The organism is Streptomyces sp. NPDC049687 (assembly GCF_044465285.1).
Taxonomy (GTDB): domain Bacteria; phylum Actinomycetota; class Actinomycetes; order Streptomycetales; family Streptomycetaceae; genus Streptomyces.
Genome location: NZ_JBITLN010000011.1, coordinates 79113 through 98161, shown reverse-complemented (window position 1 = coordinate 98161; position 19049 = coordinate 79113). Strand labels below are relative to the sequence as shown.

At 69.0% G+C, this 19049-nt stretch carries 19 protein-coding genes and 1 pseudogene; 9 read left to right on the top strand and 11 right to left on the bottom strand.

Annotated elements, in window-relative coordinates:
• The first annotated feature begins 80 nt into the window (after positions 1–80).
• Positions 81–1118, top strand: coding sequence for a hypothetical protein (locus ACIBVL_RS30585; RefSeq protein WP_399102033.1), 1038 nt, complete (start codon positions 81–83; stop codon positions 1116–1118).
• A gap of 292 nt (positions 1119–1410) precedes the next feature.
• Here ACIBVL_RS30585 and ACIBVL_RS30580 read toward each other — a convergent pair whose 3' ends face one another.
• On the bottom strand, positions 1411–3762 hold the full coding sequence (locus ACIBVL_RS30580; protein ID WP_399102031.1) for a GH92 family glycosyl hydrolase: 2352 nt from the start codon (positions 3760–3762) through the stop codon (positions 1411–1413).
• 216 nt (positions 3763–3978) lie between these two features.
• Between ACIBVL_RS30580 and ACIBVL_RS30575 the strand changes: the two genes are divergently transcribed.
• The 4 genes from ACIBVL_RS30575 to ACIBVL_RS30560 all read left to right on the top strand — a co-directional run bounded on the left by ACIBVL_RS30575 (position 3979) and on the right by ACIBVL_RS30560 (position 6446).
• On the top strand, positions 3979–4152 hold the full coding sequence (locus tag ACIBVL_RS30575; protein ID WP_399102029.1) for a hypothetical protein: 174 nt from the start codon (positions 3979–3981) through the stop codon (positions 4150–4152).
• 373 nt (positions 4153–4525) lie between these two features.
• The gene (locus ACIBVL_RS30570) at positions 4526–5017 is read left to right on the top strand and encodes an RICIN domain-containing protein (protein ID WP_399102027.1); all 492 of its coding nucleotides are present in this window, start codon (positions 4526–4528) and stop codon (positions 5015–5017) included.
• Positions 5018–5169: 152 nt separating this feature from the next.
• A complete protein-coding gene (locus ACIBVL_RS30565) occupies positions 5170–5961 on the top strand; it encodes an RICIN domain-containing protein (protein ID WP_399102025.1) in 792 nt (263 codons plus the stop codon).
• 146 nt (positions 5962–6107) lie between these two features.
• Complete coding sequence (locus ACIBVL_RS30560; RefSeq protein WP_399102023.1) at positions 6108–6446, top strand: Tn3 family transposase; 339 nt, start codon at positions 6108–6110, stop codon at positions 6444–6446.
• A 154-nt stretch (positions 6447–6600) separates the two neighbouring features.
• Here ACIBVL_RS30560 and ACIBVL_RS30555 read toward each other — a convergent pair whose 3' ends face one another.
• The 3 genes from ACIBVL_RS30555 to ACIBVL_RS30545 are packed head-to-tail and all read right to left on the bottom strand — an operon-like array spanning position 6601 to position 8905.
• Complete coding sequence (locus tag ACIBVL_RS30555; protein ID WP_399102021.1) at positions 6601–7611, bottom strand: transporter; 1011 nt, start codon at positions 7609–7611, stop codon at positions 6601–6603.
• Positions 7608–8504 carry an ABC transporter ATP-binding protein gene (locus ACIBVL_RS30550; RefSeq protein WP_399102019.1) on the bottom strand — a complete coding sequence of 299 codons (897 nt, stop codon included), beginning with the start codon at positions 8502–8504 and terminating at the stop codon, positions 7608–7610. The genes ACIBVL_RS30555 and ACIBVL_RS30550 overlap by 4 nt, the downstream gene beginning before the upstream one ends.
• Positions 8501–8905 (bottom strand): GntR family transcriptional regulator, encoded by a 405-nt coding sequence (locus ACIBVL_RS30545; protein WP_399102017.1) that lies wholly within the window; start codon positions 8903–8905, stop codon positions 8501–8503. The genes ACIBVL_RS30550 and ACIBVL_RS30545 overlap by 4 nt, the downstream gene beginning before the upstream one ends.
• A 368-nt stretch (positions 8906–9273) precedes the next feature.
• Here ACIBVL_RS30545 and ACIBVL_RS30540 point away from each other — a divergent pair, with 368 nt between their 5' ends.
• Both ACIBVL_RS30540 and ACIBVL_RS30535 read left to right on the top strand, forming a co-directional pair.
• Positions 9274–9816, top strand: a complete 543-nt coding sequence (locus ACIBVL_RS30540; protein WP_399102015.1) for a recombinase family protein — start codon at positions 9274–9276, stop codon at positions 9814–9816.
• Between the two features lie 255 nt (positions 9817–10071).
• Positions 10072–10219, top strand: a pseudogene (locus ACIBVL_RS30535) (DNA-binding response regulator); the annotation flags it as partial.
• 29 nt (positions 10220–10248) lie between these two features.
• Here the strand turns inward: ACIBVL_RS30535 and ACIBVL_RS30530 are convergent.
• The 5 genes from ACIBVL_RS30530 to ACIBVL_RS30510 form a co-directional block, all read right to left on the bottom strand.
• Entirely contained in the window at positions 10249–10617 is a 369-nt protein-coding gene (locus tag ACIBVL_RS30530; RefSeq protein WP_399102013.1) for a hypothetical protein, read from the bottom strand.
• Between the two features lie 354 nt (positions 10618–10971).
• Entirely contained in the window at positions 10972–12243 is a 1272-nt protein-coding gene (locus tag ACIBVL_RS30525; RefSeq protein WP_399102011.1) for an MFS transporter, read from the bottom strand.
• A 314-nt stretch (positions 12244–12557) separates the two neighbouring features.
• Positions 12558–13349, bottom strand: a complete 792-nt coding sequence (locus tag ACIBVL_RS30520; RefSeq protein ID WP_399102376.1) for a spermidine synthase — start codon at positions 13347–13349, stop codon at positions 12558–12560.
• Positions 13350–13502: 153 nt separating this feature from the next.
• Positions 13503–14672: an elongation factor Tu gene (gene tuf, locus ACIBVL_RS30515; protein ID WP_399102009.1), complete on the bottom strand. Its 1170-nt coding sequence runs from the start codon at positions 14670–14672 to the stop codon at positions 13503–13505.
• Between the two features lie 288 nt (positions 14673–14960).
• Entirely contained in the window at positions 14961–15689 is a 729-nt protein-coding gene (locus tag ACIBVL_RS30510) for a DNA alkylation repair protein (protein WP_399102007.1), read from the bottom strand.
• Positions 15690–15738: 49 nt separating this feature from the next.
• Here ACIBVL_RS30510 and ACIBVL_RS30505 point away from each other — a divergent pair, with 49 nt between their 5' ends.
• The gene (locus tag ACIBVL_RS30505; RefSeq protein ID WP_399102005.1) at positions 15739–16533 is read left to right on the top strand and encodes a TVP38/TMEM64 family protein; all 795 of its coding nucleotides are present in this window, start codon (positions 15739–15741) and stop codon (positions 16531–16533) included.
• Between the two features lie 4 nt (positions 16534–16537).
• On the opposite strand, the gene ACIBVL_RS30500 is transcribed toward ACIBVL_RS30505, so the two are convergent.
• Complete coding sequence (locus ACIBVL_RS30500) at positions 16538–17707, bottom strand: thiolase family protein (protein ID WP_399102003.1); 1170 nt, start codon at positions 17705–17707, stop codon at positions 16538–16540.
• 116 nt (positions 17708–17823) lie between these two features.
• Between ACIBVL_RS30500 and ACIBVL_RS30495 the strand changes: the two genes are divergently transcribed.
• Positions 17824–18303, top strand: coding sequence for a winged helix-turn-helix transcriptional regulator (locus ACIBVL_RS30495; RefSeq protein ID WP_399102001.1), 480 nt, complete (start codon positions 17824–17826; stop codon positions 18301–18303).
• A 21-nt stretch (positions 18304–18324) separates the two neighbouring features.
• Here ACIBVL_RS30495 and ACIBVL_RS30490 read toward each other — a convergent pair whose 3' ends face one another.
• Entirely contained in the window at positions 18325–19014 is a 690-nt protein-coding gene (locus tag ACIBVL_RS30490; RefSeq protein WP_399101999.1) for a hypothetical protein, read from the bottom strand.
• Positions 19015–19049: the final 35 nt, after the last annotated feature.

Here is a 19049-nt window from a genome sequence, read left to right as displayed (position 1 = left end):
GTCCGACACCTCATTTCGGTACGACCCCGACGACGGGCGGTGACCCCACCGTGTCCCGGACGGCACTAGGGTTTCAGGCCATGTGGCCAGGACAGCAGCCGCCCGGGGGAGAGCAGAACCCGCAGGCGCAGAACAATCCGTACCAGCAGCCGGGATACCAGCAGCCGAATCCGTATCAGCAGCCCGGCTTTCAACAGCCCGGCTACCAGCAACCGGGCCAGCAGCAGCCCAACCCCTACGCGCAGCAACCGCAGTGGGGCACCCCGACGGCCATGGGCGCGCCCCAGCCGCCGTCCGGCGGCGGGGGCAACCGGACGAAGGTCGTCGCGATCGTCGCGGCCACGGCCGTGGTCGTGGCCGCCGGCGTCACCGGATTCCTGGTGCTGGGCAGGGACGACGACACGGCCGACGCGGCCAAGGGCGGTGCCAGCCCCTCGGTGTCCGCCTCCGCCTCGGCGTCCTCCTCGACCGGCACGGACGACAATCCGCGCGACGACGACGAGGAGCAGGCGACCGTCTCGGGCTGGAAGGTCGTGGTGAACCCCAAGTGGGGCATCGCCTTCGACGTGCCGGCCGACTGGGAGGTCCAGAAGCCGGGCCTCGGCCAGGGGTTCGAGTGGGAGGACAAGAAGGAGGCCAGCGGCTACGGCTCGATCCTGATGTCGGGCACGGCCGAGTACAAGTCCAAGTGGTGCGGCACGGACAGCGACAAGGACGGCAAGACCGACTACACGCCGCTTGCGGTGGCCGGCACCAAGGGCGCCGAAGGAGCCAAGAACACCGACGAGATCGCCATCAACACCCCGGCGTGGTGGGTCTTCGGCGGCTACACCGAGCCGGACAAGAAGAGCATCAGCTTCGATGAGAAGGCGACCGCCTTCACCACCGCGTCCGGCATCAAGGGCAGCTACGCCTGGGCCCAGTCGACGAACACGCCCCAGAAAGGCAAGTGCGACAGCGACGGCAAGGCGATCACGTTCGGCTTCAAGAACTCCAAGGGCGACTACGTGTCCTGGAACTGGTACGGGGCCAAGGGCGTGAAGGAGGAGGTCCCCAAGGCGACGGTCATGCAGATCCTCAGCACCGTGCGCTGGCACGGGGAGCCCACGGCGAACTGAGCGGGGTCCGCTCGATGGGTAAGCGGTTCGGCACAGGGGGGTGCGGGCGGGGATAGTCGGCCGGTGACCCCATCCGCCGGCACCCCCCACCGCCTGCGCGGCCCCGCCCGGGCGGGCCGCAACAACAGCCTCAAGAGCTCCGAACCGGCCGGCGCGGCCGTGCCCAGTGCCCCCTACGTACTGTGGGGCACGGCTTGTGGCGGGGGATTCGCCTTGCTTCCGCGTCGTCGCGAAAGGGGCCCGTCATCGACGGGCCCCTCGACGTTCCGCGTCACGATTCAGCCGAGCGTCCTCAACCCCGGTTGTCGGCCGCGGGCCGGTTCAGCGCAGGCGGCCCGGCCTCGGCGGCCGTTCCCCATCCGGACGGCTCGGTGCCGACCCTGAACGAGAGTGAACGCAGGTCCCGCAGGGCATCGGTCGTCAGATACGTACGTGCGTACGGGGAGCCGTCGACGCGGGCCGACTGGATGTAGTGGCGGCTGTCGGAGGTGCCGGGCGCCGTCACCGTGAGCGCCCCACGCGGGTAGTAGCGTCGGTCGAGTGTGAGGTCGACCCGTTCGAAGACGGGGGTGGACAGACCCCAGGTGTCATAGCCGGGTTGCACCGGGAAGATGCCGATCGACGACAGCACGTTCCAGGCGGACATCGTGCCGAGGTCGTCGTTGCCCGTCATGCCGGTCGGCGTGTCGGTGAAGAGCGTCAGCGCGGCGTGCACCACATCGGTGGTCTTCCAGGGCTGGCCGGTGGAGAGATAGGTGTACGGGGCGATGAGGTCGGGTTCGTTCTGCGGGTTGTACTTGTCCGCGTTGTAGTAGTCGTACGGGCCGTTCACCCACACCTCGCGCGCGGTTTTCGCGGGATCCCGCACGAGTTGCTCGTAGGCGAAGAAGGCGTCCAGCCGGTCGTTGGCCGCCTGCTTACCGCCGATCAGGTCGACCATGCCGGGCAGGTCCTGCGGCACGAGCCACTGGTACTGCCAGGACGTGCCCTCGTGGAATCCTTCGCTCTGGGCCGGGTCGTCGGGTCCGGTGAAGGCGCCGGAGGCGTCGCGCGCCCGGAAGAAGCCGGTCGAGGCGTCGAAGATCTCACGGTAGTTCTGGGCCCGGGCGGCGTAGCGCGCGGCGTCCGCGTTGTGGCCGAGATCGCGGGCCATGGCCCCGAGCATCGCGTCCGACAGGGCGTACTCCAGTGTCGCGGACGCGCCGTGGTCGTAGTCGGAGTCACCGGGCTTGGCGTGCGGGCGGTCGTGGATGTAGGGCGCGAAGCCGTCGGCGATGTACTCCCTGTTGGCCTCGCGGCCCACGGCCGGCGAGTCGGTGGGCGGCACGCCGTCGGCGTTCTTCTTCAGGGCGCGGTAGGCGCGCTCCTCGTAGCCTTTGAGCAGGCCTTGCTGGTAAGCGTTGGTGAGGAACGGAGTGACCGGGTCACCGGTCATGATGTTCGTCTCCACCGTGCCGTAGCCCCACTTGGGCAGCCAGCCGCTCTCCTCGGCGATCTTGATGACGGATATCGCCATGTCGCGCGCCTCTCGCGGCGCGAGCAGGGACAGGAGCTGTGACTGGGTGCGGTAGGTGTCCCACAGCGACCAGTTCTGGTAGTACGTGAAGCCGCGCGCACGGTGAATCTTCTGGTCCCAGCCGGTGTACCGGCCGTCGACGTCGCTGCCGATGTTGGGCGCGAGGAAGGACCGGTACAGGGAGGAGTAGAAGGTGCGCCGGAGCGCGTCGCTGCCGCCCTTCGCGCGTACGTCGTCGAGCCGGTCCTCCCAGGCCCGCCGGGCGGCGTCGCGGACCTGGTCGAAGGAACGACCGCCCTCGGCACGGAGGTTGACGGCGGCGCCGTGGGCGTCGACGTACGACAGGGCGCTCGTCGCCTCGACGGTCCGGTCCTTGGTCGTGTCGAAGCGAACGTAGGCGCCGTCGCGTCCGCTCTTCGACCCGCCGGTGATCGTGGAGCCGTCCCAGGTGCCGTACGTGGTGAACGGACGGTCGAAGCGGGTGATCGTGTAGACGGTGTACGGCTTGGTGTCCTGGCAGAAGCCGCTGCCGGTGATCGCGGTGCGCACGGTCCGGCTGTCGAGGACCTCGACCTTGGTGGAGACCGTTCGGTGCAGCGACTGGCCGGCGTTGAGCAGGACGTTGGCCTTGTCGGTGGCGGGGAAGGTGTAGCGCTGCACCCCGGTACGCGCGGTCGCGGTCAACTCGGCGCCGATGCCGGTCTTCAGGCCGACCTTGTAGTAACCCGGGCTCGCCTTCTCCGTGTCGTGGCTGAACTCGGCCTGGTACTTGGCGTAATCCGTCTCGGTGACGTCACCGGTGGTCGGCAGCACGGGCAGATCGCCGCCCAAGCCACAGCCGACACCGGAGAGATGGACGAGTGAGAAGCCCCGGATGTGGTTCTGAGAGTAGTCGTAACCGGTGTTGTGACCGGTGTCCGGTGAGAACTGCACCATCCCGAACGGTACGGCCGCGCCGGGGTAGGTGTTGCCTTCGTTCTGGGTCCCGATGAACGGGTTGACAAGGTCGGTGAGGTGGGTGTCCTGCGCAGTGGCCGCCTGGGCCGCGGGGGTGACGAGGGCGGAGCCGAGCAGGGCGGCTGCTGCGACCGCCGTGCCCGCACCGCGTATCCGTTGGGTCCATCTCATGGGCGGAAGCGCCTCCCCGAAAAAATCAGACAACGTTGTCAGATCGAGCGGGCTCAATTCTTTGCGCTGTGCGTGTACTCGTCAAGTGCCGTCACGGACAGGGAAGTTGTGCAAGCCGGGCGGCAGGAGTCCCAGACATGGCTGTCGATCGCCATCGTCAGTTCGCTTGGCGCTGCCCGCACCGCGGGATCTCCGTCACGGGCCAGCCGGTTCGCCGTGCTCGCGCCGTCCAGCACGGCGAACCAGGATGTGCGGCGGCACCTGGTGGTGGACTGCCTCGGCCTGGTCCTGGCCGTCGCGGTGACCGCGGCGAGCGTGCAGGACCGCGACGCCGGCGTCCGCTTGCTGGAGCGGCTGCGCGGGCTGCACTTCTCCATCCCCCTGGTGTGACATCGACCTCTCCTCGCTCAACCTCGGGATCCTCCCCGCCACCGGCGAGGTGGGTGTTGCCCCCGTGCCCGCATTCGACGCGCGACAGCTGCGTCGACTACGAGCTCGTCTCCTGCGGCGTGGATATCCCCGAGCGCCGAAATCGCCCTCCACGACAAGACCTTCGACGTCATCAGCAGTGAGGCCGGTTAAGGAGATTCCGCAAAAGATCTCCAAAGCCCTGTCCTACTGAAGCGAAACAACAATTGAACAATCAAGTATTGCTTAACTACTTCCGGGGCGAGTCCTGACGCGAAGCCGTCCCACCAGAGGGATGCAGCCCCATTCGTTCGGAGGCCCTCCGGACGAACCCACTCCACAGGTGAGGATTGGCATGATCCACCAACTCAGACAGGGCTTCGGGCGCGCAGCCCGCGCCCTGATGGCCCTTACCGTCGCCAGCGTCGCCGCCGTCACCATCTCCGCGACTCCCGCTTCGGCGGACGACCTGGACTGGGTCGTCCCGGTACGCAACGCCCAGACCGGCCTCTACCTCGACACCAACAGCAACGACGTCTACACGCACACACGGGCCAGTGGCGGCCAGCAGTATTGGAGGTGGACGATGACAGTCACCACCACCACGACCCAATACCAGATCAAGAGCTACGCCTACGGCGGGTGCCTGGACAGCAACTACGCCGGCGACGTCTATCTCCTCGGCTGCAACGGCGGCAACTACCAGCGGTGGGCGAAGGTCGACGCCGGGGGGGCCTTTTACATCGTAAACATGCAGACCGGGCGCTGTCTGGACAGTAACTATGCCGGCGAGGTTTACACTCTCAACTGCAACCTCGGCAACTATCAGAAGTGGTACGAGAACTAGACGCCTCGGCCACGGAGTCGAACACGTCGGGGGTGACGGCGTTGCCCACCTCTTCGACAACTGCCTGTTAGGCGGTACCTAGGGTCTGCACGGCAGCGAGCTTGCGCTCGGCGCACCCCGGGTCGTCGAGGCAGGCGGCGAACTGTCGGGCGATGTCGCCCAAACAGCCCTTCCTCGGCCTGCGCGTGCAGGTCGCCGGCGCCCGCGGCGCGAGCCACCCCCGATCCGAACTCGACGGGGGGTCGCTGCGGCATCACCCTGCTTCCGAACATGGCACGGGCGAGCAAGAGCTGTACGTGCAGTTGCGCGGCGAGGGCGTGCCGCCAGTGCCCGGCCTTCTTGGTTCGGCCGCACAGCGCGGCCAGATGGAGGAACTCGACATGGTGAACGCAGAGAGACTCGACACGGGGCAGGCGGAGGGAGTGAAGGTCTCGGTGAAGTCCCATGCTCCGGGGCGTTTTGCTCGTCGTGTGTGGACCGCGGTGCTGGCCATGGCTGTGTCCATGGGGTTCGTGTTCCTGAATGCTGGTTCCGCGTCCGCGCTGAATTATGGCGACCTCATCGGCAGGAACTTCCTGCGCAACTGGGCGACCGGGCTCTGCCTGGACAGCAACGACCTGGGAAACGGAACCGGAGATGTCTACACACGACCCTGCCAGCAGGGGAACAAGTACCAGACATGGGAGGTGTTCTACGTTTTTCACGCGTACTACGACATGGTCTACATACGTAACCAGCAAACAGGGTTCTACTTGAATATGCGAGACGACGGATCTCTCGTAACTCGCATGTACACCTCTCAGGCCTGGGAGGGCGCCGGAACAGGCTGGGACAAGGTCTCCCTCAGGATTTCCGGATCGTGTCTGGACAGCAATACGAGCGGAAGCGCTTATACGCTCGGCTGTAACGATGGTGGTTACCAGAAATGGAAGCTGGGCTACTGAGAAGCCATCGGCTCATCCATCACGGGGGCCGGCTCGGTCGGCCCTGTAGTCCTACCTCGGACACCAGGAATCAAGTAGGCCCTGTCGTTGGCTGATCGGTTGAACCGACAGTTCGACGGACGGCACGTACGAATTCGGCGAATACCGTGCTCCACTACGGCAAGGACGGTGCGCTCACCGGCCCGGACAAGGAACACGCCGAGACCTCGATGCTCGCCCTGCACCTGCTCCAGGCCGCGCTCGTGCACGTCAACACGCTGCTGCTTCAGCAGGTCCTCGCCGAACCGGACTGGCGAAGAAGCTCACCGGCGAGGACCGGCGCGGGCTCACGGCGCTGTTCTGGTCCAACATCAACCCATACGGCACCTTCCGCCTGGAGATGGACAAGCGGCTCGACCTCGCGCCGCTTCTCTCAGTGTCCCGTCCCCGCACGTCGGCGGACGACAACGACCAGGCCCTGGTGGAGCCGAGGTGAGCCCCCGTGACGACGGTCCGGTGCCCATACCGGCCTCGAGCCACCGGGACAGCCGATATCGGCGAGCTTGATCATGAATGGTGAGAGGACCACGCCAAGTCCGTGAGGGGCGGCCGGGTCCCGGCTGCCCCTCCCAGCTGCTCCCGTAGTGGGGCTGGCGTCTGTCAGGTCACTCGGCGGCGGATCCACCAGGCGCAGAACCCGGCCAGGGCCAGGGTGAGGCCGAGATACAGCCCAGTCTCGGCCCATTGAAGGGCCCAGAAGTTTCCGGCGGGCTGGTACGTCACCTGCTGCTTGTAGCCCAGGGCACCGAGGTCGGCGACGCAGCGGTCGACCTGCTGCAGGGGGGGCGGGCCCGACTCGGTGCGCAGGCAGTCGGCGAACGACGACGGCACTGGGGCCGGCCGGCCGGCGGCGTTCAGCGTCTGCTGGGAGGTGACCCAGGCCCCGGGCACTTCTTCGAGATGCGCGACGATCTGCTCGGCGCCGTCCTGGATGCTGATGGGGGCGCCGTCGGGCTCGATCGGCAGGACGGTCCGGTCCCCGGCGGCCAGGTGGGCCCGGATCCACATCGGCACGGCGATCTGGACGGCGGTGTAGAGGGCGAAGGTGGTGGCCATCGCGGGCAGGGTGCGGCGGATGACCAGGCCGAGGGCGACGCCCAGGACGAAGGCGAAGGCGGCATGGGCCATGGGGACGACACCCCGTGCCGCGAAGGCCATGGGGTCGAGTCGTGGGAAGTACGTGTCCGTCGCGCCTCCGCCGTTGACAGCCCGGTCGATGGGACTGCTCCACCAGCTCACCGCGAGGCTGGTCAGTCCGGCAGCGGTCATGGAGGCCGCCGTACCAAAGCCCAGCTTGGTCGCCAGCCAGCGGGTGCGGGTGACACCCTGGTTCCACGCAAGGTAGTGGGTGCCGGTCTCCAGTTCACGGGAGATCAGCGGCGCGCCCCAGAACATCCCGATGACCGCAGGCACGGCGAGCACGGCCAACAGTCCGGTGTAGTAGAGGGTCTGGTCCGAACTGGAGACCTGGTCCACCAGGCTGCTGTCGGCCGTCCGGTAGAGGTTGGCCAACTGCGGGCCGGTGACCGCGAAAGCGGCGGCGAGGGTGGCCACGACGGCGAACATCACGGCGGCCTGGGTGCGGAACTGGCGCCAGGTCAGCCAGATCATCGGAGTACCTCCAGTGCGGGTCGGGTGTCGCGTACCGCATCGGCGGGCCGGGTCATGTAAGCCAGGACGATGTCTTCCAGACCGAGCGGGCTGACGGTCCAGGTCGGATCGTGGACCGCGGTGTCGGTACGCACCAGGAGGGTGGTCTGCCGGTCGGTGTGGCTGGCGGTGATGACGTGCTGGCCGGCCGGGAGCGAGTCCGGGGCCCGGCGTGGTCCGGTGAGCCGGTGGTGGCAGGCGACCAGGTCGTCGATGTCGCCGGCCACCTGCACCCGGGAGTCGACCAGGACGATGATGTAGTCGCACGTTCGTTCCACGTCGGAGACCAGGTGGGAGGAGAGCACGACGCTCAGCTCGTGCTCGGCGACGGCCTCCATCAGGTCCTGCATGAACTCCCGCCGGGCGAGCGGGTCCAGGGCCGCGACCGGCTCGTCCAGGAGGAGCAGTCCCGGGCGCTTGGCGATGCCCAGGGTGAGAGCGAGCTGCGCGCGCTGGCCGCCGGACAGCTTGCCGGCCCGCTGCTTGGGGTCCAGGCCGAGGCGACGGATCCGGTCGCGCGCCACGGCGTCGTCCCAGTTCAAGTTGAGGCGCTTGCCGAGGTCGAGGTGGTCGGCGACGCTCAGCGCGGCGTAGGTCGGGGTGTCCTGGGCGACGAAGCCGACCTTGGCCAGCTGTTCCACACCTTCGGCAGGTCGGCCGCCGCACACCTCGATGGTCCCGGCCGTCGGGGTGAGCATGCCGGAGGCCAGGTTCAATAAGGTCGACTTGCCGGCGCCGTTGGGGCCGACCAGGCCGACCACCCGCCCGGCGGGGATGTCCAGGTCGCAGTTCTGCAGCGCCCAGCGCTGTTTGTACCTCTTGCCCAGGCCCTGGGCTCGCAAGACGGCGCTCACGCTACGTCCTCTCCGGCGGTGTTGCGAAATGTGTTCATGAACAGCGCCTCGATGCTCTCGTCGTCGAGACCGGCCAGGCGGGCCTTGGTCAGCCAGCGCTGCAGGTCCTTGCGGAGCGGTCCGTGCGCGGCGAGCGTGCCGTCGGCCAGCGTCCGGGTCACGAACGTCCCGACGCCGGGACGGGCGGCCACCAGGCCGTCGTGCTCCAGCTCCCGGTACGCCTTGAGCACCGTGTTCGGGTTGACCGCCATCTGCTTCGCCACGTCCTTGACGGTCGGCAGCCGGTCCCCCTCGCTCAGCAAGCCCAGGCGCAGTGCGTGCCTCACCTGCTGGACCAGCTGCTGGTACGGGGACAGGCCGGAGCGGCTGTTCAGGTGGAACTCAATCACCGGTTCCTCCATTTATCTAGTTGCCTAGCACTATAGCTCCCTGCGTCGATCATTCGGCAAGGCGTGCACTGCGGGTGCCGGCCACCGAGGGGAATCAACCGCGCACGGTTGGCGCTCGCCACCGTCTGCCGACACGCGGACCCGTGATCACGAACCTGCAGGTGGACAGTGTCGGCAACTCGAGTCGGGAATCAACGTCGGTGAACGGTGCGGCCGGTAGTTTCCTTGCACATGCTCATCGGCTACGCGCGGGGCCCGACCGCCGACCAGAACCCCGATCATCAGATCGACGCACTGCTGCGGGCCGGCGTCGACCGCGACCACATCCACGTCGACACCGCGAGCGGCGCAAGGCGTCCCGGCCCAAGCTCGACCTCGTCATGCAGTTGCTGCGCGAGGGCGACATGTTGAAGGTCACCAGGCTCGACCGGCTCTCCCGCTCGGTGCTCCACCTGGTGACCCTCGGCGCCGACCTGCGCGAGCACAGCATCGGGCTGCACGTCATCGAGCAGGGCATCGACACAGCCACCATGGAGGGCCGGGCGATGTTCGGCATGCTGTCGGTGCTCGCCGAGCTTCAGCGCGAGCTGATCGCGGCGAACACCAATGACGGGCTCGCCTCCGCCCGGACCCGCGGCCGGGTCGGCGCACGTCGACCGAGACTCACCGAGGACCAGGCCGCACTCGCCCAGCGGCTCTACGACGAGCGGGAGAAGACCGTCCAGCAGATCACCGACATGTCGGCGCGCCCCGCTCCATGTATGGACACCTCGACAAGACCAAGACCGTCCCACGCCAACCGAAGAAGAGCACGATCACGAGGCCGAGACAGCTACCGGCGGATTACTTGTGCCCTAGTAGGACTCCGGCGCCTGGTCGAACAGGGTTCCTGTTCGGGTGATCGCGTGGGAGCCGGCGCATGACAGCAGGGCCTCTCGGTGAGCCGCGCCCGAACACCCTTGCGGGACAAGCCTCTGGCCTCCGGCTTCACGGAGGGGCAGAGCTTCGGCGTAGTCGCCGCGTGACGTCCGTTTCGTGATCATGTGAGTCCGAGGAGGGCGAGTGACCTGCTGGTGTCACGGGCGTTGCGCCGACCGCTGGCGGCGATGTCGGTGCTCTCGCGAGGCGGGGAGCGCCGATGGCGTGGTTCCGCGTGTGATGCCCCCTTCGCAGACTGAGCGGAGGTCACGGAGCGGCTGGTGGGGGCGGAGCCGATGATCAGGGGCCCAGGTCAGCAGGGTGTTGCTGAAGCCGGGGTTGCGGGGTCGAACGCAGGCGGCGGTGTTCGCCTACGAGGCGCGGTTGGTGCGGCCGAACGGCCGGTGATCTGCGCCGGGCGACGAACCGGGGATCGCTCACGAAGGCCAGTCGGAGGGAAGTCCGTCGTTGTCGTTGTAAAAGTCTTCCCCATCTTGGGCGATCGCCGCCACGGCGCTCCGGTAGGCGTAGCCGTATTCGGTGACCGACAGCGACTCGCAGCCGGCCGGCCGGGTCTCCGGCGGGGTCGTCTGCGACCAGTCCCCGGTGTAGAGCGAGGTGATGCCCGTCATACAGGCGCGGATCGCCTCGGCGTCGGCCGGGGGCGCGGTGGTGGCCGTGGCCGCCGTCGAGGAGGAAGCTGTGGCACTGTCCGCCGGGCTGCCGGAGTCCCCTGATCCGTCCGAACAGGCGGCAAGTGTCAGCAGCAGGGCTGCCGTGGATATGAGCGCTGCCGTGGTCCGCATGGCCCTTGCCCCCAGGTGATGTTGAAGAAGACATCACATAGTGGCAGATACGGGCAGGTGATGCACTGGTCTGCGCTGGGCCCTGCCTGCGCTCCGGCGACGGGAGTTCGAGCAGAGGAACGGTGTTCGCGGTGCCTGTCCCCTTCGATGGGGACGGCTTGGGCGGTCGCTCCTACTGGCGTTGCCGTGATCCAAGTGGAAGACCGTGCCTGCCGACGCATCATGTGTGGCGCGATCCTTCCCATCCCGTTTGGCGCTGATCGTCGCGATGACAGCTCCGTCGCTGACTGGGAGCGACATGTCAACGAGCAGCGCCTCTGCCATCGGGCAGGACGTTGCGCGAGATGGTCTGTTTCAGGATGTCTTTTGGTCGGCGGGCTTCTTGATCTCGGTGGTCACCCGTGCCCCTCGGAAGAGCACCGGGAGCCACAGGAGACATGCCAGCAGGGGGACTGCGGCGTAGGTGGCCATGCCCACACTGGAGCCCATCCCGTCCATGAGCGCGCCGAGGACGAGATAGCCGATGCCGATGAGCGCCGACTCCACGAAAGCGATCATCGACAGCAGGCTCGCCCGGTGGCGCGACGGCACGGCCTCGTTGAACACGTTGTCCACGATCACGGCGGTGATCTCGGGAATCCCGACCAGGGCCAGGAACGCGGCGATGGTGACCCAGACAAGGCCGAGGCCGCTCAGGGCGAGTGCCGCGGCGAGCGTCAGGAGAGACACCGGGACCGTGATCCGATACCCGATGCGCCGGTCCGCGCGGTCCGACAGCAGCGGAGTGAGTCCACCGGCGATGAATCCCGCCGATATGACCACGCTGACCAATGCGGTGCCCGCTCCCTGATCGGAGAGGGTCTTCTGCGTAAAAATGATGTACGGCGTCAAAGTCGCATGCATCAATCCGGACACCAGGACAAGCGTCACGAGCGCCGGCGTGGCGACCCGAAGCATCGCCCGCCATGCTGTGACGTCGCCGTGCTCCTCCTCAGCTCCCTCCAGCTCGTCCACCGCGTCCGTGCCGCGGATCTCGGGCACCCCTGACAGCAGCACCACCACGGCCAGGACGAGGCACGCCGCCGAACCGACGTACACGACGCCCCAGGAAATCTGCTGCAGTTGGCCGCCGAGGACGATGGCGGCTCCCGAGGTGACCGTCCCGAGCATGGTGAACCGGGACTTGATCTTGACGTAGCCGGCCGTTGCACCACGACGCACGAGCAGGTCGTACAGCAGGGCGGTGTCCGAACCGGACACACATGCCATGCCTACACCCTGCCCGATGAACAGCACCAGGAACACCCAGTAGGTGGAGAACACCACCTGACCGAGCAGACATCCAGCTATCAGCATCTGGCCGATCACGATGCCGGCACGCCTGCCGATTCGGTCGGCGATGACTCCTGTCGGCAACTCCGCGAGTCCGCTGACCAGGTAGAGCAGCGTCTGCAGTAGGGCCACTTGCGCGGCGGAGAAGCCGCGCTGGTAAAGGAAGATGACGAATACGCCGCGCTGGAACAGCGAGTTGGTGAGCACGGCGTACAGGTAGAAGGGGCGCGTGACACTTGGTGCTGCATCGTCGATCACAGCCGACCCGCCAAGGGCCTCCGTGCTGCCGGTCATGCTGCGGGCTCCCTGGTGACTCGTGATCATTAGTGTTGGGCCTCCGCCGCCGACCGGAACCTCCAGTCCATAGCACGAGGGCATCGACATCGTCGCGGCCCAAGCACCCGATCTGCACGAGGTGTTGGACCGCTGCAGAACGTCCAGTTCCTGTCCGCCCCGCACGGCACCCCGCTGTGGGTCTCCGATGTCGAGCCGGGCTCCACCGCGGACATGACACCGCCTGCCGAACTCGAAGAACGCTGGCGCACGCTCAAGCGCGTCGGCCCCCGGCCCCAGCTGAGAAAACCTGGTGCCACCGAGCCGGGAGTCGCTCAGCCGATGCCGAACGCCCCCTCCGGCGGTACGGGTGACGGTACGGCGTCCCGGTCCCGCACCAGACGCGCGTCGCCGACGAAACGCCGCAGCCCCGCCCCGTGCTCCACCCGGGCGGGAAAGGCGTCCGAGGCGGTACGCCGGGCCAGGGCGGTCACGTCGACGGGCCGGTGCGCGGCCACGAGGACGGCGTTGCCGAAGCGGCGGCCCCGCAGGACGGCCGGCTCGGCGATGAGGACGAGCTCCTCGAACACCGCCGCGAAGGTGGCCAGTTGGGAACGCAGAAAGGCGAAGGGCGCCGCGTCGGCGAGATTCGCCAGGTAGACACCGTCCGCCCTCAGCACCCGCTCGGCCTCCTGGGCATAGGCGAGGGACGTGAGGTGGGCGGGAACCCGGGACCCGCCGAACACATCGGCGACGAGCACGTCGACGGAGTCCCCCGGGGCCCCCTCCAGCCAGGCCCGGGCGTCGGCGGCGTGCAGCGCGACGCCCGAGCCCTCGGGCAGCGGCAGATGCTCGGTGACCAGCTCGAGCAGCCCCCGGTCGGCCTCGACGACGTTCTGCCGGGATCCCCGCCGGGTCACGGCCACGTACCGGGGCAGGGTGAGCGCCCCGCCCCCGAGGTGCAGCACGTCCAGGGGCCGCCCCGCCTCGGCGACGACGTCCAGGACATGCCCGAGGCGTCGCGCGTACTCGAACTCCAGATGCTGTGGCTCGTCGAGGTCGACGTAGGACTGCGGCGCCCCGTCAACCGTCAGCAGCCAGGCCCGCTCCCGATCGACGTCGGGCATCAACTTGGCGGTGCCGTGGTCGACGGCGCGGGTGACGGGTATGGGCTCGTCGTTCACTTCTTCATTGTGCCTGCGGGACTCCTCCCCTGGAGCGTGGGGGACCGCGTGACCAGCCACGACGGCCCCACAGTCCCCCACACACATCAGCGACCCTCACAGAACGGCTGTCACGGTCCCCGCCCCCACGGTCCGCCCGCCCTCACGGACGGCGAACCCGAGACCGGCCTCCAACGGAACCTCCCGTCCCAGCTCGACGGTCATCACCACGCGCTCCCCGGGCCGCGCCACCGCCGTCTCCCCCAGGTCCACATCCCCCACGACGTCCGCGGTACGGATGTAGAACTGCGGCCGGTACCCGGTGGCCACCGGGGTCGTACGGCCCCCCTCCCGGGCGGACAGCACATACACCTGGGCCGTGAACCGACGACTCGGACGGAGACTCCCCGGCGCCGCGACCACCTGCCCCCGCCGCACGGCGTCCCGAGGCACCCCCCGCAGCAGCAGGGCCACGTTGTCCCCGGCCTGCGCCTCCTCCATCGGCTTCCCGAAGGTCTCCAGGCCGGTGACGACGCTCTCCAGCCCGGCACCGAGCACGTCGACCCGGTCGCCCACCCGTACCGTGCCCCGCTCGACCGCGCCGGTGACGACCGTCCCCCGCCCGGTGATGGTGAGCACGTTCTCGACGGGCAGCAGGAACGGCGCGTCGAGATACCGCTCGGGCATCGGCACGTACGTGTCCACCGCGTCGAGCAGCGCGTCGATCGACGCGGTCCAGCGCGGGTCGCCCTCCAGTGCCCTCAGCCCCGAGACGCGTACGACGGGCGCGGCGTCGCCGCCGAAGCCGTGCGCGGTGAGCAGGTCGCGGACCTCCAGCTCGACGAGGTCGGTGAGCTCCTCGTCACCCGCGTCGGCCTTGTTGAGCGCGACCACGATGTGGTCGACACCCACCTGCCGCGCGAGCAGTACGTGTTCGGCGGTCTGCGGCATGATCCCGTCGAGCGCGGAGACGACGAGGATCGCCCCGTCGAGCTGGGCGGCGCCGGTGACCATGTTCTTGACGTAGTCGGCGTGGCCCGGCATGTCGACATGGGCGTAGTGCCGGGTGTCGGTCTCGTACTCGACGTGCGCGATGTTGATGGTGATGCCGCGCGCGGCCTCCTCCGGGGCGCGGTCGATGCGGTCGAACGGCACGAAGGTGCCGGCGCCGCGGTCGGCGAGGACCTTGGTGATGGCGGCGGTCAGGGTGGTCTTGCCGTGGTCGACGTGACCCATGGTCCCGATGTTGAGATGCGGCTTGGTGCGCACGTAGGCGGTCTTGGGCATGGCTGTACCTCGAAGCGTGTTCGCGGAAGATCTCCCGTGGGAGAGGGGACCCCGAGGAACTGGCCGACCCTCCCCCTGCGGGGTCCGCCGGACATTCCGGAGAGGGTCAGCTTCGGGCGCCGTCGACAGCGGCCAGGAACAGCGGGACGGCAGCCTTCGGAGCATCCGCGACTGCGGATGCTGCGACGACGAAGGCGTACCGGAACATGGTGCCGATCATCGCCGACGACTCGTTCGGCGTCGAATGGTTTTTCGGCGCCAGGGCAGGCGGGACTTTCACAACCCGCCCTAGACGGCGGGCCCGATGTTCTTCAGTGCCTCACGCACCGTCAGCGGTGCGAACCGCCCCCGCTCGCGGGCGAGGAAGGCACGGACGGCGTCCGGGTCGGTCTTGGCGTACTCGCGCAGGCACCAGCCGATCGCCTTGCGGACGAAGAAGTCCGGGTGACCGCACTGGCGCAGGCAGTAGGCGAAGAGGCGGTCGGCGTCGGTGCGTTCCTTGTAGCGGAGCTGGTGGAGCAGCGCGGTGCGGGCGACCCATAGGTCGTCGTCGGCGATCCAGGTGTCCATGGTGGCGGCGAGGCGGGGGTCGGCCGCGACGAGGGCGCCGACGACATGCGCGGCGAGCGGGTCGACCGTGTCCCACCATGAGGTCGTGGTGATCAGCCGGTGGACGACCGGGAGGAACGCCGAGGAGCAGCGTCCGGCGTGGCGGCGCAGGTGGTCGACGGCGAAGTAGTGGTACTCGCGCTGCGGCAGCGCCCAGCAGCGCAGGGCGACGGCCGTGCAGTCGGCCTCGTCGGGGCGGGGCAGGCCGGCGAGGACGGTACGGGACAGGGCACGGCGCTCGGTGGTGGGGAGGCCGAGAAAGGGGGCCACGTCCTTCATGTACGCCCGCATGACGGCCGCCTTGGCGGGGTCGGCAGCGCCCGCGTACGCGGTGGTGAGCCGCGTCAGCACGGTGTCGGCGAGTGCGCTGTGCGGGACGTCGGTCGCGCCCGCGCCGGTGACGGTCATGAGACGAACCATACGGCGATCACACATGTCCGTCGGTTACTGTCGCGGGATGCTCGATGCCACCACCCGCTCTGGGGGCACCGCCACGGCCTCTCCCCGGGCCGCCGCCAGGGAGCTCGTCGTTCCTGTGCCCGTCCTCGCCGTGCCCGCCCTCGCCACCTCGCCCTCCGGTCGCCTGGCGCGCTGCGGCAGAGTGCTGTTGTCGCCCTGGTCCCGTTTCTCCCTGCTGGTCGCGCTCCTCGCGGCGGCGGGGGCGAGCGTGCTGCTCTTCGAGCCGCAGAGACTGCTCGCGGACGGCTGGCCACCGCAGTTGGGCGGGGTCTCGGCGGCAGCGGTGTTCGCGGTGGCGTACGGGCTGTGCACGGTGGCCTTCGTGCCCCGGCCGCTGCTGAACCTCGCCGCGGGCGCGCTGTTCGGCTCCGCGCTCGGTGTCACCGCCGCTCTGGCGGGCACGGTGCTGGGCGCCGGCATCGCCTTCGGGCTCGGCCGGATCCTCGGTCAGGACGCGCTGCGGCCGCTGCTGCGCGGGCGGCTGCTGAAGGCGGCGGACGGTCAGCTGAGCCGGCACGGCATGCGGTCGATGCTGGCGGCGCGGCTGTTCCCCGGGCTGCCGTTCTGGGGCGTGAACTACTGCGCCGCCGTCTCGCGGATGGGCTGGGTGTCCTTCCTGGTCGCGACCGCGCTGGGGTCGGTCCCGAACACGGCCGCCTACGTGGTCGCCGGGGCCCGCGCCTCGGCCCCGACCTCGCCGGCCTTCCTGATCGCGCTGGCCGCGATCGCGCTGCCGACGGTGGCCGGTGCGGTGGTGGCGTGGCGCAAGCGCCACCACCTGCGGCGCCGCTGAGCCCCTACACGGCTTCCAGCACCATCGCGTTGGCCAGCCCGCCCGCCTCGCACATCGTCTGCAGGGCGTAGCGGGCGCCACGCTCGCGCATCGCGTGGACGAGGGTCGTCGTCAGCCGGGTGCCGCTCGCCCCGAGGGGGTGGCCGAGCGCGATCGCGCCACCGTGCACGTTGACCTTGGCCAGGTCGGCGCCGGTCTCCTGCCGCCAGGCCAGGACCACGGCGGCGAACGCCTCGTTGACCTCGAACAGGTCGATGTCGTCGAGGTGCAGCCCGGCCGTGCGCAGTACCTTCTCGGTCGCCGGTATGACGCCGGTGAGCATCAGCAGCGGGTCCGAGCCGGTGACGGCGAAGCTGTGCAGCCGGGCGAGCGGGCGCAGACCTAGGCGGGCCGCGGTCTCGCTCGATGTGATGAGCACGGCCGAGGCGCCGTCGTTGAGGGGGCTGGCGTTGCCCGCCGTGACGTTCCACTCGATCTGCGGGAAGCGCTCGGCGAACGTCGGGTCGTAGTAGGCCGGTTTGAGCCCTGCGAGGATCTCCGGGGTACTGCCGGGCCGTACGCACTCGTCGCGCGATACGCCGTCCAGCGGCGCGACCTCGGCGTCGAAGAGGCCCTTCCGCCAGGCCTCGTCGGCCCTGTGGTGCGAGGACACGGCGAAGGCGTCCATCTGCTCGCGCGTGATCGACCACTTGGCGGCTATGAGTTCGGCGCTGATGCCCTGCGGGACGAGTCCGTCCGGGTAGCGCTCGGCGACGCCGGGGCCGAAGGGATCCTTTCCGGGCGGCACGTTCGACCACATCGGCACCCTGCTCATCGACTCGACACCGCAGGCGACCACGATGTCGTAGGCGCCGGACATGACGCCCTGCGCCGCGAAGTGCACGGCCTGCTGGGAGGAACCGCACTGCCGGTCCACGGTGGTCGCGGGGACCGTCTCCGGGAAGCCCGCCGACAGGACGGCGTAGCGGGTGGTGTTCATGGCCTGTTCGCCGACCTGGTCGACGGTGCCGCCGATGACGTCGTCGATCAGCGCGGGGTCGACGCCGGAGCGCTCGACGAGGGTGCGCAGGGTGTGGGCGAGGAGTTCGACGGGGTGGACGTGTGCGAGGGAGCCGTTCGGCCTGCCCTTGCCGATCGGGGTGCGTACGGCTTCGACGATCACTGCGTCACGCATGTGCGGGCCTCCGCGACTACTGGTGAGTAGGAAATCCGAACCCACCATAGCCATGCGAGTTGGAAAATCCAACTCACGTGGGTTTGGTTTTCGAACCCTCCCCTAGACTGATCCGCATGGCCGCCTCCAAGGACCCCAGAGAACCGCGCCCCTGCTCGATCGCCGACACCCTCGCCCTCGTCGGCGAGAAGTACTCCCTGCTCGTCCTGCGCGAGGTGTGCCTGGGCAACGGCCGCTTCGACCAGCTGGTGCGCAACATCGGCGCCCCGCGCGACATCCTGGCCACCCGGCTGCGCCGCCTCGTCGAGGGCGGGATCCTCACCAAACGCGCCTACAGCGAGCGCCCACAGCGCTTCGAGTACCGGCCCACGCAGGCGGGCCTCGAACTGGAGCCGGTCCTGATGACCCTCATGGCCTGGGGCGACCGTCACCTCCGCAAGGAAGACGAACGCCCCATGGTGATCGAGCACGCCTGCGGCAACGAGCTGCTCCCGGTGGTCACCTGCTCCGCCTGCGGCGACCCGGTCCGCCACCACGAGCTCAGCGCCCACCCGCAGACACCGGGCTGGACGGTGACGGGGCCCGCGGTGGCATAGCTTCGCCGAGCGCGCCGGGCCTCAGGCCCGGGCGGCGCTCTCCGCGAGGCCGAACACCGTCCCGCACTCGGAGCAGCTCACCCCGCCGAAGAGGTGGAGCAGCCAGCGAGCCGCCTCGTTCTGCCCCGCCGCGAGAGACATCGCGTGCAGCCGGGCGCCGATCCCGGTCAGCTCGGCGGGGTCGGCGGGGTGCAGTTCGGCCTCGCACTCGTCGAGGTACTCGCCCATCAGGACGAGGGTCAACGCCTCGCACCGGGGACACTCGGCCTCGAACTCCTCCAGCAGGTACTCCAACTCCCGGGACCAGAAGGGCACCCCTTCGAAGGCGAGCAGGAACTGCAGGCAGTAGACGAAGTTTTGCGAGTCCCGGGGCTGCTCCACACACTCCCGGCCCACCGTGAGCAGCTCGGCGATCTCGCGCTCGTACCGGGCGCGCAGCCGTTCGTCGGCCTCGGCGACGATGGAGCCGGCCAGCGCGACCGCCTCGTCGCGGTCGCCGGCCGCCCGCCCGGTGGCGATGTCCGTGAGGACCGGCAGCGCGGCGAAGCTCGCCCCGTACACGTCCCCCTGGTGGCACAGGGCCGACCAGAGCTCGTGCCAGATCTCCTTGTCACCCGGCCCTCCGTCGAGCCGGGCGAAGAGGCCGGGGACGTCGTCCGCGGGCCCGTAGGCGTGACGGAGCTGCGACCAGTCGGTCGGGGGATGCGTCATGACCCGGCATTCTGCCCTGCCGCTCCGGACGGCCG

What these genes read in the sequence shown, in the direction of transcription:
- ACIBVL_RS30500 (WP_399102003.1), bottom strand. Translation starts at nt 17,707, where the DNA reads ATGCGTGACGCAGTGATCGTCGAAGCCGTACGCACCCCGATCGGCAAG.
- ACIBVL_RS30530 (WP_399102013.1), bottom strand. Translation starts at nt 10,617, where the DNA reads ATGCGGACCACGGCAGCGCTCATATCCACGGCAGCCCTGCTGCTGACA.
- ACIBVL_RS30570 (WP_399102027.1), top strand. Translation starts at nt 4,526, where the DNA reads ATGATCCACCAACTCAGACAGGGCTTCGGGCGCGCAGCCCGCGCCCTG.
- ACIBVL_RS30555 (WP_399102021.1), bottom strand. Translation starts at nt 7,611, where the DNA reads ATGATCTGGCTGACCTGGCGCCAGTTCCGCACCCAGGCCGCCGTGATG.
- ACIBVL_RS30510 (WP_399102007.1), bottom strand. Translation starts at nt 15,689, where the DNA reads ATGACCGTCACCGGCGCGGGCGCGACCGACGTCCCGCACAGCGCACTC.
- ACIBVL_RS30495 (WP_399102001.1), top strand. Translation starts at nt 17,824, where the DNA reads ATGGCCGCCTCCAAGGACCCCAGAGAACCGCGCCCCTGCTCGATCGCC.
- ACIBVL_RS30580 (WP_399102031.1), bottom strand. Translation starts at nt 3,762, where the DNA reads ATGAGATGGACCCAACGGATACGCGGTGCGGGCACGGCGGTCGCAGCA.
- ACIBVL_RS30505 (WP_399102005.1), top strand. Translation starts at nt 15,739, where the DNA reads ATGCTCGATGCCACCACCCGCTCTGGGGGCACCGCCACGGCCTCTCCC.
- ACIBVL_RS30520 (WP_399102376.1), bottom strand. Translation starts at nt 13,349, where the DNA reads ATGCCCGACGTCGATCGGGAGCGGGCCTGGCTGCTGACGGTTGACGGG.
- ACIBVL_RS30545 (WP_399102017.1), bottom strand. Translation starts at nt 8,905, where the DNA reads ATGGAGGAACCGGTGATTGAGTTCCACCTGAACAGCCGCTCCGGCCTG.
- tuf (WP_399102009.1), bottom strand. Translation starts at nt 14,672, where the DNA reads ATGCCCAAGACCGCCTACGTGCGCACCAAGCCGCATCTCAACATCGGG.
- ACIBVL_RS30490 (WP_399101999.1), bottom strand. Translation starts at nt 19,014, where the DNA reads ATGACGCATCCCCCGACCGACTGGTCGCAGCTCCGTCACGCCTACGGG.
- ACIBVL_RS30525 (WP_399102011.1), bottom strand. Translation starts at nt 12,243, where the DNA reads ATGACCGGCAGCACGGAGGCCCTTGGCGGGTCGGCTGTGATCGACGAT.
- ACIBVL_RS30565 (WP_399102025.1), top strand. Translation starts at nt 5,170, where the DNA reads ATGTCGCCCAAACAGCCCTTCCTCGGCCTGCGCGTGCAGGTCGCCGGC.
- ACIBVL_RS30540 (WP_399102015.1), top strand. Translation starts at nt 9,274, where the DNA reads ATGCAGTTGCTGCGCGAGGGCGACATGTTGAAGGTCACCAGGCTCGAC.
- ACIBVL_RS30585 (WP_399102033.1), top strand. Translation starts at nt 81, where the DNA reads ATGTGGCCAGGACAGCAGCCGCCCGGGGGAGAGCAGAACCCGCAGGCG.